This window comes from Bacillus sp. BK450, from assembly GCF_004364885.1.
GTDB classification, from domain to species: Bacteria; Bacillota; Bacilli; order Bacillales; family Bacillaceae; genus Bacillus; species Bacillus safensis.
Genome location: NZ_SOBQ01000002.1, coordinates 778,252 through 791,481, shown reverse-complemented (window position 1 = coordinate 791,481; position 13,230 = coordinate 778,252). Strand labels below are relative to the sequence as shown.

Genomic DNA, 13,230 nt, shown 5'->3' with positions numbered 1-13,230 from the left:
GGCGATGCCTATGGGGAATTGTTTACAAGGATTCTTTGATGACCTTTTTATAATATTGGACAGACAGGAATCCGAAGACAGAATAGAGGGCAGTGTAAATCGACATGACGATAAGCATTGGAGTCCACAATTCTCCGCCGAACAAAAACCAGCCTGATTGTACAGCAAAGTAGCTGTGCAGCAATCCGATGATGAGCGGAATCCCAAAGTTAAACAGCTGTTTAAGCCGGATGCCTTTTAATAGATCCTTCTCAGTAAAACCAAGCTTACGCAAGATCGTGTAGGAGCTTTGTTCCTCTTCACTTTCATTCATTTGTTTAAAGTATAAAATACAGCCTGATGTGACAAGGAAGCTGAGACCTAAAAATCCGACCACAAACATCATTAGTCCTATTGTTTGTTTTTGCTGCTGAGCTGAAGCTAATTGAGACATGCTGTTGTCACTTAGTTTTAAAGATGTAAACACGCGATTTGCTTGTTCAAGATTTTGATCATCTTTTATATTGACTGCGTTATATTGGCTATTCTCAAGCTGCAGCTTTGGATCTTTCTGTTTGTCGAGCTGCTCAAAAACATGTTGACTCACGACGGCAACAGGCAGACCGCCAAAAGTGAAGTTGTAAGAAATGAGATAATCTTTCTTCATATCCATGACTTTCAAATCAACAGGCTCCTTGAGGAGAAGCTTCACATCGCCTGAGCTTTGAATCGGCATGAATTTCCTTAAGAGATCACTGTAGCCGCTTAAAATAACTTCGTTGTTCTCTACATGAATATTTGGTGCGTTTTTCTCACTGATCACAGGCAGTGTCAATACGCCTGGTTCATTATTCACACTTTTTAACTCTGAATCCATGATTTTTTTCGCATCAAATTTCGCTTGAATCACTTTGACCTGCTTTTGATCATAAGCAATATGTTTGTCAGAAAGTGCACGAGTGAAGGTGGCTGCTTCTTTTTCTGAGCCCATGACGAAATGAGCTGGAATTTGCTGCTCAGCGGTTTTTTCTGCTGAGTAATAGGAAATGTAGCTAAGAGCCAGCAAACCGATGGCCAGTGCAGATACGGTTGTAATAATCGTTAAAAGCAGTGCATTTGATTTTAGCCTGAACATAATGGATGACAAAGATAACACTTCATGAATGGCGAGATAGCCATTTTTTCTTTTACGTACGATATTGGCAATGAAAGAAACAGAGCCTTTATAAAAAAGAAAGGTACCGATGATGACAGAGGCTAGAATATAAATCATGGCTAAAAGTAACTCAAACATCGACGTATATGAGCCGGTAAAAAGCTTAGAAGAAATATAATAGCCTGAGCTGATCAAGACAATACCGAAAACCCCAATGATGATTTCAAACACAGAGATCTTTTTCACACGCTGTTCTGTCGAAGATGTTGTTCTAAACAAAGATAAAATCGTCTGTTTTTTAATAAAACGCCTATTTCTCAGCATAATCAATCCATAGATAATGAAAAAGACAATAAGTGTTTGCAGAAGGGCCATGCCTGAAAAATGCAGATTGGCGATGGCGTTAACACCAGTCACTTTAAATAACACCATTAGCATCAGCTTTGAACCGATAAAGCCGGCAATGATGCCGATAACCATGGCTGTCACGTACAGGATAAAGTTTTCTGCATTGAGCAGCCTGGCAATTTTTTGTTTCGTCATGCCGATGAGCTGCAGGAGACCTATTTCTTTTCCTCTGCGTTTAATAAAAATGCTATTCGCATAGAGCAGGAAAATACCGACGATCGCAATGAGCAGAACCGAAGCGGCTTTAATTGAAGCGCCGCCTTTAATGGAGCCTTTTACACCATCAAGTGCTGGCGAGTACTGCAAGGTGACAAAGGAAAAATAGAGCGCGACACTAAACACGAGAGCAAACACATATAAATAGTAATTCTTCAAATTTTTCTTCAAGTTACGAAAGATGAGCTGATTAATGTTCATGCTTCACACCGCCTAAGACACCTTGCGTTTTCATAATATCCTCGAAAAACATTTTTCTTTCTAAAGCGCCTTTATTCAACTGTGTATAAATCTGTCCATCCTTGATAAAAATGACGCGGCTTGAATAGCTGGCTGCGACAGGATCATGAGTTACCATCACAATGGTCGCTTTTCGTTTACGGTTGAAATCTTGCAGTTTGTTGAGCAGGTCAGATGCCGATTTGGAATCAAGTGCCCCTGTAGGTTCATCAGCGAAAATAAGACTTGGTTCATGAATAAAGGCACGAACCGCCGATGTCCGCTGCTTTTGTCCGCCAGAGAGTTCGTTCGGGTATTTGTCTCTTAGTTCATAAATGCCCATGTCTTCTGCAAGCTGTTGAAAACGTTCAAAAGCTTCTTTTTTTGGCGTTTTGGAGATGGATAAAGGCAAAAGAATATTTTCTTTGACCGTGAGTGTATCAAGTAAGTTATAATCCTGAAAAACAAAGCCAAGCTGCTTTTTTCTAAATTCCGCAAGCTGCTGATCCTTCATTTGCGTCATCTCAGCATCTGCAATACGAATGGATCCGCTGGATACATGATCGATAGAGGACAATACGTTCAGAAGGGTTGTTTTCCCCGAGCCTGATGGCCCCATGATACTGACAAATTCCCCGGCTTCAATGGTTAAATCAATACCGCTGAGCACCTCTTGTTTGTTGAATTTATTTCCATAGCTTTTATAAATTTTACGAGCTTCTAAAATGTTCATTTGCTGAACCCCTTTTTCTTTTAATTGATATCTCTAGTATAAAAAGAAGGCTGCCAAACGTCCTTCGATTTGGCGAACAAAACAGACGAGCATGTGACATTGTTGTCACATGCTCGCAATATGAACAAAATCATTCTTTTTCGGAAAGATGAAGGTGAAGGTTGTACCTTGATCTATCGTGGAGTTGACCTCGATCGTTATATGAAGAGCGTCTGCTCCTTTTTTCGTTAAATAGAGCCCCATTCCTGTTGAGGCGGTGTCATTGTGATGTCTAGTTGAGGTAAAGCCTTTTTCAAAAATACGAGAGATGTCTCTTGGATCAATTCCTCTGCCTTGATCTGTGATCGTCAGCATGACTTGGTCATTTATTTGCTTGCTTTCAATGACAATATCGGAAGAATGGCTGTATTTGACTGCATTTGTGAGTACCTGTCTGATCATAAAGGATAACCATTTTATATCACTTAATACGGTGCGTTCCTCCAGCGCCAGCTCAAAGCCGATTCCTTTTTGCATACACCATGATTGGAGCGCTTTGATTTCTTTCGCTATGATGCTTTGCAGGTCCAGCTTTTCAATGAATAAATCATTTTCGATATGACGTACTCTGCTTTGGTGCAGCTGGGCATCAAGTAATAAATGTATTCTGAGCCACTCATACGTCATATTTGATTTCAGCTGCTGATCTGTTAAGCGGTCAATCATTAAGCGCATCGCTGTAAGCGGTGTTTTGACCTCATGTATCCAAGAGAGCAATTCATCTTTTTCTTCTTCGAGAGCGATTTTCTGCTCTGCTGCCATCTGCCGGTAGCGTGCAATTTGTTCTGACGTTGCATCATGGATGAGCTGCTCAAATGGGGAAGAGGGGGTTAGCCGTATTTGATGTTCAATGTCATCATCCCATTCTTTCAACCTCTCATAATAAGCCGTTTCTTTTCGGTATCGGAGAAAGAGAAAGACAATCATGAGAAACGTAGACAATAGCACAATATAAAAAAGAGAAGCGATTGGAATGGTCGTATCCAAATAAGCAACAAACAGAATGAGGAGCTGCAAACTAAGAAAGAAAAGAATCCAGCTTCTTCGTTCTTTTAAAAATGCTTGCAGCATCATTGATCATCCTTTTCCTTTGCAAGATAGCCTTGACCCACTTTTGTCTCAATGAAGGCGCCAAGGGAGATCTCGTCTAGTTTTTTTCTGAGGCGGTTGACGTTTACAGTCAGTGTATTGTCACTGACAAAACGTTCATCCTCCCACAATGCTTGAATGAGTGATTCACGGCTGACGATATGATTTTTATGCTGAATCAGTTCCTTGAGAATAAATAACTCATTTTTTGTTAATTCAACCTCACCATGATCATTTGTTACGGTATTTTTTTCTAGGTCAATCGCAGCGCCGCACCATACCTTTAGGCTGGCCGGTTCTGCACTATAATCATGCACGCGGCGAAGAACAGCACTTATTTTGGCAATGAGCACGTCAAAATGGAAGGGCTTTTGCACAAAATCATCGGCACCGAGCTGCATTGACATGACCATATCAGCTGGATGGTCTCTTGAGGAGAGGAAGATGATTGGAACATTTGAATGATGTCGAATCATCCGGCACCAGTGAAAGCCATCGTATTTTGGCAGCTGTATATCTATAATGACAAGATCAGGCTGGACAGACGTGAATTCCTGCAGCACCTGATGGAAATCTTGAATCCCATAGACATCATAGGACCAGTTAACTAGACGTTCTTTGATTTCCTGGAAGAGGGTTGTATCATCTTCAATTAGTAAAATCTTAAACAAAATCAGCACCACACTTTTTGTATTCGCTTGTTGTCATTGTAGCGGAAAAAAGGTCCTGCCGCTAGAAGCAGACATGAAAAAAGCAAGGGAAGAGATCCCTTGCTTCAGCTTATTTACCTAAAAAGTGCTTTTTAAAGAATGATAGTTGGAATTCGAGTGTAAGTGGGTCATTAAAATAGAATTCCTCTGCATTGGCTTCATACACACGATGTTTTTTGACAGCTGGGATGGACTTGTAAATTTCACTATTTTGATAGGAATTGTCCATTTCGCTGTTTTTACTAATAATCATATAGTCTCCAGCAAATTCAGGAATGACTTCCTGTGAAACTGCGTAGTAGCCGGCTTTTAATGCTTTTTCTTTCACTTTCTCAGGCATTTTCAGTTTCATTGCTTGATAGAGAATTTCTGTTCCGCGGCCCCATGCATCTCCAAAAACGTAAAGATCTTTTGTGCCGCTTTCAAAGACAGAAACTGTTGCATCTTTTCCGATTTTTGCTTTGATTTCTTTTCCAGCTTCAGCTGCGCGTTTTTTGAAATCTTTTACCCAAGCTTTTGCTTCTTTTTCTTTGTTTAAAACTTTTCCAATTTCAATGTGCTGCTGAAGGTAATCCACTTTGTTATACGTAAACAAAACGGTTGGTGCGATTTTTTTGAGTTTTTCTACATTTTTAGTATTGCTTAAGCCAATGATGACATCAGGCTTTAGCTTCATGATTTTCTCTACATTTGCATCAGATACTTCTTCCACATTTTTTAATTTCTTTTGGAAACGCGGATTCTTTTTGGACCAAGAGTCAACGCCGACAAGGTTCACACCAAGTGACATGACATTCCCTGTGTAAGAACCGAGCACAACAACACGTTTTGGATGCGCTGGCAGCTTCACAGGTCCATTTTCAGATTGATATGTAATTTTGTCTGATGATGCTGATTGATTTCCTTTATTTGAGGAAGAGCTGCTGCTATTGCCACATGCGCTCAATGCAAGTACAAAAATGAGCATCAGAGGGAACAATATTTTCTTCATGAATGTAGACTCCTTTGAAATCGGCGCATAAGCCGGATATTGGTTGTATTAGTGATAATGATAATTATTATCACTTGGATATCATATCATAGGACTGTAGGCTGTTGTCAATGACATTTTGATAGCTGGTAATAAAAAATAAAGGGGGGATTTTCAATAAAAAAAGATCAAGGCAGCATGTGTCCTGATCTTTTTTCTTATTTAAACCAGCCTTTTTCTTTTGAGCGTGTAATGGCTTCGATGCGGTTTTTCACTTCCAGCTTATCTAAAATAATGGAAATGTAGTTCCGGACAGTGCCGCTTTTGATGCTGAGTTCTTTTGCAATTTCTTTTGTGTTTTTACCGTCTGCGACGAGTTCAAGGACCGATTTCTCTCGCTCCGTTAAAGGATTTTCATCACTATATAAGTCTTCCATCAATTCAGGGGCATACACCTTTTTCCCTTTCATCACACTGCGAATCGCACTTGCCAGCTCCTCGCTTGGACTGTCTTTCAGCATGTAGCCGCTGACGCCCGCTTTTAGCGCCCTTTGGAAATAACCGGAGCGGGCAAAGGTCGTTAAAATAATGATTTTCACATCTGATCCTTTGAGCTCTTCTGCTGCATCGAGTCCGGATTTTCCCGGCATTTCAATATCCATTAAGCAAATATCAACAGGATGTGTTTTGGCAAAATTGATGGCATCTTGGCCATTTGTACCTTTCCCAACAACCTTCATATCGTCTTCTAAATCGAGAAGTGAACCGAGTGCACCAAGCAGCATTTGCTGATCTTCCGCGATAAAGATGTTGATCATTTCATTCCCTCCTTTTCTTTTGCTGCTGAATCATTTGGAATGCTCATAATGAGCTTTGTCCCGTCCTTTGTTTCAATCCGCAGGCGGCCATTTGCAAATTCCAATCTTTCTCTTATTCCTAAAAGGCCGTGACCCTTCGTTTGAGAGGATGGATAGTCGCCTTTAAATGTTCCGTCATCCTCAACGGTGATGATGGCTTCCTTTGACTTTTGGTGAATGGTGATTTTACAAACCGTTGCATCACTATGTTTGACGACATTCGTCACCGCCTCTTTGATGCACATGCTCACAATGTTTTCGTTCAGAAGTGAGATGTGTTTCGGTGCTTCCTTTTCATCATAAATCAATTCAATTCCAGCTGCTTCGAGAATTTGCTCGATGTTCGACATTTCATCTTTGATTCGGATGCCTTTCATGGAGGAAACAATCTTCCGCACTTCATTGAGAGACGTTCTGGCGGTCTGCTGGACGCTTTTGAGTTCGGCACGAGCCTGTTCAGGGTCTTTATACACGAGTTTACGGGCAAGATCACTTTTTAAACCGATCAAAGAAAGCTTTTGTCCAAGGGTGTCATGCAGGTCGCGTGCAATGCGCTGCCTTTCTTCAAGTTTCACAAGATCTGCAATCCGTTCATTGGCATATTCTAATTTCTCCTCAAGCCGTTCACGTTCCTTCCTGCTCCGAATGCTGAGAGGAAGAAGAATGGCACTAATCAGAGTGATGACGACAAAAGGAATTTGTGTGAGAAACCAGCCCTTTTTTAAGATCAAACTAAAGTTCACTGCCACGGCGGCACTCGCCAAGTGGATATAGTACAAGATATAAAAGGGAACTTTTCGTTTAATATGTCCGTTAAAATAGGCGATGCAAAAAGCGAAATAAATATAGCTGTAGAGCATCACATAACCAGTTGAAATACCGATCAATAATAGGCCAAAGACATATAATGACCAGCCTTTTGCAACAAAGGCAAAACGATACACAGCGAAAAAGACGACGTTCAAAATAATGCCGATCACAATACCTAAAGTCGAAGGTGTCTTAAGGATAAAATAGAAGGGCAGGATGAAAAAAATGGCCCATATATAGGGGGAAATCCCATGCAATTTTTGAAGTTTAAACTGTTTTTTCATCCGTGTGCCACCTTTTTTCGTTTTTCATTGTTTTTCCTTACTTTATCAAATTCAGCCTATTGGTGCATCCTGTAAATGACAACAAGCTCCTTCTCGTGTAAGAAAGAGCCTGCGCCGATTATGCATTTTTCTTGAGAATGTCTCCTTTGATAACAGGAACGTTCATCTTCTTAGCTTGCCGTGCTTCTCTAAACGTCACAAATGCTTTCGTTTCCTCATCCCACAGTCTAAATTTCATCGACTCAAGGCTTGTTTTCAACGTGATGGTCGGGACATTTTGCAGCGGTTCACTTTGGTCATGGGCATGCTCTAAAAGATAATTCGGTACTCTTGGGCTTAAATGATGGACATGATGGTAGCCGATATTACCTGTCAACCATTGAAGAAGCTTTGGCAATTTGTAAAAGGAGCTTCCTTCAACAGCTGCCTGCACATAGTTCCAATGCTCATCTGCTTCAAAATAAGAGTCCTCAAACGTATGCTGTACATAAAACAACCATACACCGATAGATCCTGAGATCAGGAAGATCGGACCTTGAACAAGCAGGAATTCCTGCCAGCCAAAAAGGAGACATGTTGCGGCTGCTAACGCAATGATGCTCACGTTTGTGAAATACGTGTTCCAACGCTCTTTTTTACGAGCATTTTTGACGTTGAAACGGTTTTTTAAGAGAAAAACAAAGATCGGTCCTAAAATAAACATCACAAAAGGGTTACGATAAAATCTGTAGCGAAATTTCGTCCATGCTGATGCTTCTTGATATTCTTTGACTGTTAGGAGCCAAATGTCGCCAGTACCTCGTTTGTCTAAATTACTGCTTGTGGCATGGTGAATTGAATGATCTCGTTGCCATTGAAGATAAGGGAAAAGGGTGAGTACGCCCGTTAAAAAACCGAACAGGTGATTCAGCGGCTTCTGTTTAAAAAAGGATTGATGGCAGCAGTCGTGAAAAATAATAAAGACACGCACTAAAAAACCAGCTGCAATAACCGCGAAAAAGAGGGTTAAAAGGTAGGAGATATTCAGGCTATAATAGGCAAGAAACCAAAGCCCTAAAAATGGAATGAATGTATTAAAGAGTTGAATGATACTTTTTTTCGAATCAGCACCAGAGAATTGACCCACTTGTTTTCTTAAAGTAGCTTGCTGCTGTGTGTTTGTTGAAGTCGTCATGAACGTTCAAGTCCTTTCCGTTTCTTTCTACTTCAAAGTATAGAAGGAAAGGTGTCATGCTCATAGTAGCACCCATCATGTATTCAATATGACATTTGTCATGTTTGTCATCAAAAAGGCTGATGGGATACGGTTTTGAGCTTATTTCAATATAAAAATAAAAAAAAGTAAAGGCGCTGGGCCCTCACTTTTTATGAACGTGCTTCATGTACTTTTAACTGCTTGCCTTTAATGGTTGTGTGGCGCATGGCATTCAGCACAAGAGGGCCTTTGCCGTTTAAAATATCTACATATGTTTTTGTGTCTTGGATCGTAATAATCCCAATGTCATCGAATGCAACGCCTTCTATTTTGGCAATGGTCCCAACAAAATCAACAGCCCGCAGCTTCTTTTTCTTTCCGCCGTTAAAATAAAGCTTCATAATATCCTTCTCAACGCCTGCCTGTTTATTTTCCTTTTGAATAGGCGTTTCAATCTTTTCTTCAAAGCTTTCTACATGCTTTTCTGCTTCTTCCTTTGTCGGATAAGGCTGAGTTTGAAAGTCTATGCCGGCATCCTGCTTTAATTCATCAATGAGCGGTTTTGCATTCTTTGTCATAAACGCAATCGTTTTCCCGCTTTTTCCCGCTCTGCCTGTTCTGCCAGTCCGGTGAATATAGCGCTCTTTTTCATAAGGAAGATCATAATGAATGACATGTGTCATATCACTGACATCAATTCCCCGGGCTGCTATATCTGTTGCGATCAGATAACGGAATTCACCTTTTTTAAATTCATCCATCACATCAAAGCGGTCTTCCTGTCTCATACCGCCATGAATTTTGTCACAGGGCACATCCCATTCGTCCAGCTTCAGCGTGAGTTCATTCACCCTGTCTTGTGTATTACAGAAAATAATGCAGCTATCTGGATTTTCAATGACGATCGTACGCTGAAGAAGGGAGAATTTCGATTCTTCTTCCGTTTCAATGACGGTGTGGGTGATTTGCTGTACAGACGTTTCTTCACGTGCAATCTCAATGATTTTGGGTGATTGTAAAAACTGTTCGCTCAATTTTTTCATATCATCAGACATTGTCGCTGAAAACAGCATCGACATGCGCTTTGCCGGCAGATACTGAATAATAGAAGAGACTTGATCGATAAATCCCATGTTCAGCATCTCATCCGCTTCATCTAACACGAAAAATTTGAGATTTTCTAAAGAAAGGGTGCCTTTCTCAAGGTGATCCAAAATGCGGCCTGGTGTCCCGCACACAATATGGTTTTTCTGTGAAAGCTCTACTTTCTGCGCTTGAAAAGAGGCTTTTCCATAAATGGCTGCGGCTTTGATTCGTTTGAATCGCCCAAGGCTTGTGAGGTCTTGTTTGACCTGCATGGCGAGTTCTCGTGTCGGAACGAGGATGAGGGCTTGAGGTTTATTTTCAGCCCAATCAACCATTTCACAAATCGGCAGACCATAGGCTGCAGTCTTGCCGCTGCCAGTCTGAGATTTGACGATTAAATCCTGCTTTGAAAAAGCAACGGATAATGTCTCGTGCTGAACGGGTGTAGGTGTATGGAAGCGAAGCGCTTCTAACGCTTGTTTCAATTCATCACTTAATGGATATTGATCAAAATGTTGTAATGTCATCGTGTTCTCCTTTTCGTACATTCATACTTGTGACATCATACCATAACCATGGCCGTGAATGAAAAGACATAAAAAAAGCCCCGTAAAGGAGCTTTCAGCGCGCGGACAAATCTCAAAGGAATCTGCGTTTTACTTTTTCCCAGTAAGAGTTGTCTTTTAATTTCACCGTTTTAATGACTTTTCCTGAAAGGCCAATGTCAATTTGTTTGACGTGTTTTGTGCCGAGCGCTTCGTTATCAAGCCCGATAATTGGATGATCGTTTCCATCCTGCACTACCTTGAGCGTCAGTTTGCGGTCACTGCTCAAGATGAAAGGAGCGCCTAATGTACGGTACGAGTTGTTATTCAGCGATGCAAGCTCTGTGACTTGCATACAAGGAAGCATCGGATCAACCACGGCGCCGCTCACGGATTTATTGTAAGCCGTTGAACCAGTCGGAGTGGAAATAATCATGCCATCGCCTCTAAAAGTTTCAAAGTGGAAATCATCTATATACACATCGATCACAAATGTTTTAATAATGCTGGAACGGATCGACAGTTCATTTAAGCAATGGAACTGGTTTGTGCTGTCAACGCTTACATCGATGATCGGATATTTTCTCACTTCAAGCTGTTCAGTGTTCATGGCATCAATCATTTTATCAAAATGCTCTAACGAGAAATCGCAGTATAGGTGCGTATTCTCTGATTTTGATACCCCTACATACAAGCAGTCATCCCGGAAGTTTGTTTTACGTACTGCTTGAAGAAATGTGCCATCCCCGCCAATTGAAGCAATAATATGGGCATCCTCTGCACGCTTGACGACGTGAAAGCCCTGATCGGTAGCGAGCTTCTCGAGAGAAGAAATGTGTCCATCCAATTCATGATCTTTTTTGTAAAAGAAAAATACATTGCGACGATTGTCTGTCATTGACGTTCTCCCCTTTGCTGTCAAAAATAATTTTCAATGATAAAGGGCTTACATGAAAACCCTTGCTCACATTTTACACTTTTTTCATATGAAAGTAAAAACTTTAGAAGGAACCGTCTGATGACCGGATTGCTTTATGAGAAATGAGTCGATGTGAGTGATTTGAAATGGCTGAATTCTGAGCATAATTGAATAGCCGTTTTCTCATGAAAGAATGGTTTAGGTGTTTCGTTGCGGTGAAGATCTAGCCTATTAGGTGCAGGGAGAGGATAAAAAAGCCAATTTTTCGTCATGCGCATGTTTAAGTAGACGATGTAAAGTTGATCGTTATTTAAGAGAGGTGCTATCATATGCCTACATGAAATGTAAAAAAACCACAATTCCTGTGAAACATTTCTTGTGGGCATTCGTATGAATGAAGTGAGATAAAAAGGAGGAGAAAAAGATGAATGCGAAAAGATGGGTAGCGCTAATTATTGCACTTGGTGTTTTCGGATTTTCAATTGTGATTAGTGTCACGATGGCCTTGTTCGATAGCTTCAATGACAATAAAATGAGCTATCAATTCGGGGATGAAATAGAAGAGAAGGTACTAGAGAATGGCAGCGGTGCAGGCAAGATTGCTGTTCTTGAGATTAATGGAACCATTCAAGATAATGGCGGCGCATCGAGCCTATTAGGCGGAGAAGGTTATGATCATCGTGCATTCCTCAAGGAACTAGATAAGGCGAAAGAGGATGCTTCTGTAAAAGGTGTACTTCTGCGCGTAAACTCTCCTGGCGGCGGTGTCTATGAAAGTGCTGAAATACATAAAAAATTAGAAGAAGTGAAAAAAGCGAAGAAGCCGATTTACGTATCTATGGGTTCAATGGCAGCTTCTGGCGGCTACTACGTGTCAACTCCAGCGAAGAAAATCTTTGCTTCACCTGAAACATTAACAGGGTCGTTAGGGGTCATCATGCAAAGCTTGAATTATTCTAAGCTCGCAGATAATCTGGGTATTAAGTATGAAACGATTAAGAGCGGGAAATTCAAAGATATCATGTCTCCAAACCGTGATATGACAAAAGATGAGCGCAACATCATGCAAAGCATGGTCGATAACTCTTATGAAGGATTTGTCAAAGTAATCTCGGAAGGACGCGGCATGTCAAAACAGGAAGTCAAGAAAATTGCCGACGGCCGGGTATATGACGGGACACAGGCAAAATCGAACGGATTAGTCGATGAGCTTGGGTATTATGAAGATGCATTAAAAGCGATGAAGAAAAATGAAAAAGGCTTAAAAGGAGCAACAGTGGTCAGCTATTCTCAAAGCTTTGGCTGGAACTCTCTTTTTAACATGAGTGCAAGCAAGCTCTTTAAAAGCGAAATTGATTTTTTGAATTTAAAAGAAACACTGGCTGGCTCAAATGGGTCTAAACCGATGTATCTCTATTCAAAATAAAGGAGGGATCATAGATGGATTCTACATTCGATGAAGTAAGCGAAAGCCGCAGCCAAGAGGAAGAATCGAAGCCGGCCTTTGTGAAGCGCGCTTCAATTGAAGCACAGGCGTTTGCAGGTTTTTGGATTAGATTTTGGGCATTTATTCTTGATTGGCTCGTCGTCTGGGGTGTAAACCATTTGACGGTTTCTCCAATCTTTAGTCTGTTTGGCTGGTCCAAAGGAGGGGGATGGTTTTCTCCATTTTCCGTCACAACGACGATTGTATTCCTCCTTTATTTCGCCATCATGACGAAAATCTTTCAACAAACACTTGGCAAGATGGTGTTTGGAATTAAAGTGGTCTCACTTCAGCCTGAGAAGAAGCTGGCATGGGATGTTATTTTCTTTAGAGAGATTGTGGGGCGCTACATTAATACGATCTTTATTCTCTATGCTATCGTTGGGTTCTCACCGAAAAAGCAAGGGGTTCATGATTACTTTGCCGATACGGTGGTCGTCCATGAACATTTATATGAAAAAACAGAATCAAACGTATAATCAGAGGAGTTTGGCCGGGTACCGGTCAAACTCTTTTTTGTTGATTGGGT

General features: G+C 40.9%; 12 protein-coding genes. 2 read left to right on the top strand and 10 right to left on the bottom strand.

Going from position 1 to position 13,230, the window contains the following annotated elements:
- Positions 1 to 22 precede the first annotated feature (22 nt).
- The 10 genes from EV579_RS09265 to EV579_RS09220 all read right to left on the bottom strand — a co-directional run bounded on the left by EV579_RS09265 (position 23) and on the right by EV579_RS09220 (position 11,194).
- A complete protein-coding gene (locus tag EV579_RS09265; RefSeq protein WP_133744301.1) occupies positions 23 to 1,960 on the bottom strand; it encodes an ABC transporter permease in 1,938 nt (645 codons plus the stop codon).
- Entirely contained in the window at positions 1,950 to 2,711 is a 762-nt protein-coding gene (locus tag EV579_RS09260) for an ABC transporter ATP-binding protein (RefSeq protein WP_024426158.1), read from the bottom strand. Before EV579_RS09260 ends, EV579_RS09265 begins: the two co-directional genes overlap by 11 nt.
- A 105-nt stretch (positions 2,712 to 2,816) precedes the next feature.
- Positions 2,817 to 3,821: a sensor histidine kinase gene (locus EV579_RS09255; protein WP_133744300.1), complete on the bottom strand. Its 1,005-nt coding sequence runs from the start codon at positions 3,819 to 3,821 to the stop codon at positions 2,817 to 2,819.
- On the bottom strand, positions 3,821 to 4,510 hold the full coding sequence (locus EV579_RS09250; RefSeq protein ID WP_103132367.1) for a response regulator transcription factor: 690 nt from the start codon (positions 4,508 to 4,510) through the stop codon (positions 3,821 to 3,823). The genes EV579_RS09255 and EV579_RS09250 overlap by 1 nt, the downstream gene beginning before the upstream one ends.
- A gap of 109 nt (positions 4,511 to 4,619) precedes the next feature.
- Complete coding sequence (locus EV579_RS09245; RefSeq protein WP_024424819.1) at positions 4,620 to 5,540, bottom strand: iron-hydroxamate ABC transporter substrate-binding protein; 921 nt, start codon at positions 5,538 to 5,540, stop codon at positions 4,620 to 4,622.
- 197 nt (positions 5,541 to 5,737) lie between these two features.
- A complete protein-coding gene (locus tag EV579_RS09240; RefSeq protein WP_133744299.1) occupies positions 5,738 to 6,337 on the bottom strand; it encodes a response regulator transcription factor in 600 nt (199 codons plus the stop codon).
- Positions 6,334 to 7,470 (bottom strand): sensor histidine kinase, encoded by a 1,137-nt coding sequence (locus EV579_RS09235; RefSeq protein WP_024424817.1) that lies wholly within the window; start codon positions 7,468 to 7,470, stop codon positions 6,334 to 6,336. The genes EV579_RS09240 and EV579_RS09235 overlap by 4 nt, the downstream gene beginning before the upstream one ends.
- 118 nt (positions 7,471 to 7,588) lie before the next feature.
- Positions 7,589 to 8,644, bottom strand: a complete 1,056-nt coding sequence (gene desA, locus EV579_RS09230; protein ID WP_034624211.1) for a Delta(5) desaturase DesA — start codon at positions 8,642 to 8,644, stop codon at positions 7,589 to 7,591.
- Positions 8,645 to 8,835: 191 nt separating this feature from the next.
- Positions 8,836 to 10,278: a DEAD/DEAH box helicase gene (locus tag EV579_RS09225; RefSeq protein ID WP_133744298.1), complete on the bottom strand. Its 1,443-nt coding sequence runs from the start codon at positions 10,276 to 10,278 to the stop codon at positions 8,836 to 8,838.
- Between the two features lie 112 nt (positions 10,279 to 10,390).
- The gene (locus tag EV579_RS09220; protein ID WP_024424814.1) at positions 10,391 to 11,194 is read right to left on the bottom strand and encodes an NAD kinase; all 804 of its coding nucleotides are present in this window, start codon (positions 11,192 to 11,194) and stop codon (positions 10,391 to 10,393) included.
- Positions 11,195 to 11,639: 445 nt separating this feature from the next.
- On the opposite strand from EV579_RS09220, the gene sppA reads away from it, so the two are divergent.
- Positions 11,640 to 12,641 (top strand): signal peptide peptidase SppA, encoded by a 1,002-nt coding sequence (gene sppA, locus EV579_RS09215; RefSeq protein ID WP_024424813.1) that lies wholly within the window; start codon positions 11,640 to 11,642, stop codon positions 12,639 to 12,641.
- A 14-nt stretch (positions 12,642 to 12,655) separates the two neighbouring features.
- Positions 12,656 to 13,180, top strand: a complete 525-nt coding sequence (locus tag EV579_RS09210) for an RDD family protein (protein ID WP_024424812.1) — start codon at positions 12,656 to 12,658, stop codon at positions 13,178 to 13,180.
- Positions 13,181 to 13,230: the final 50 nt, after the last annotated feature.

Coding starts and splice junctions, on each gene's coding strand:
- EV579_RS09265 (WP_133744301.1), bottom strand. CDS start 1,960: ATGAACATTAATCAGCTCATCTTTCGTAACTTGAAGAAAAATTTGAAG.
- EV579_RS09260 (WP_024426158.1), bottom strand. CDS start 2,711: ATGAACATTTTAGAAGCTCGTAAAATTTATAAAAGCTATGGAAATAAA.
- EV579_RS09255 (WP_133744300.1), bottom strand. CDS start 3,821: ATGCTGCAAGCATTTTTAAAAGAACGAAGAAGCTGGATTCTTTTCTTT.
- EV579_RS09245 (WP_024424819.1), bottom strand. CDS start 5,540: ATGAAGAAAATATTGTTCCCTCTGATGCTCATTTTTGTACTTGCATTG.
- EV579_RS09240 (WP_133744299.1), bottom strand. CDS start 6,337: ATGATCAACATCTTTATCGCGGAAGATCAGCAAATGCTGCTTGGTGCA.
- EV579_RS09235 (WP_024424817.1), bottom strand. CDS start 7,470: ATGAAAAAACAGTTTAAACTTCAAAAATTGCATGGGATTTCCCCCTAT.
- desA (WP_034624211.1), bottom strand. CDS start 8,644: ATGACGACTTCAACAAACACACAGCAGCAAGCTACTTTAAGAAAACAA.
- EV579_RS09225 (WP_133744298.1), bottom strand. CDS start 10,278: ATGACATTACAACATTTTGATCAATATCCATTAAGTGATGAATTGAAA.
- EV579_RS09220 (WP_024424814.1), bottom strand. CDS start 11,194: ATGACAGACAATCGTCGCAATGTATTTTTCTTTTACAAAAAAGATCAT.
- sppA (WP_024424813.1), top strand. CDS start 11,640: ATGAATGCGAAAAGATGGGTAGCGCTAATTATTGCACTTGGTGTTTTC.
- EV579_RS09210 (WP_024424812.1), top strand. CDS start 12,656: ATGGATTCTACATTCGATGAAGTAAGCGAAAGCCGCAGCCAAGAGGAA.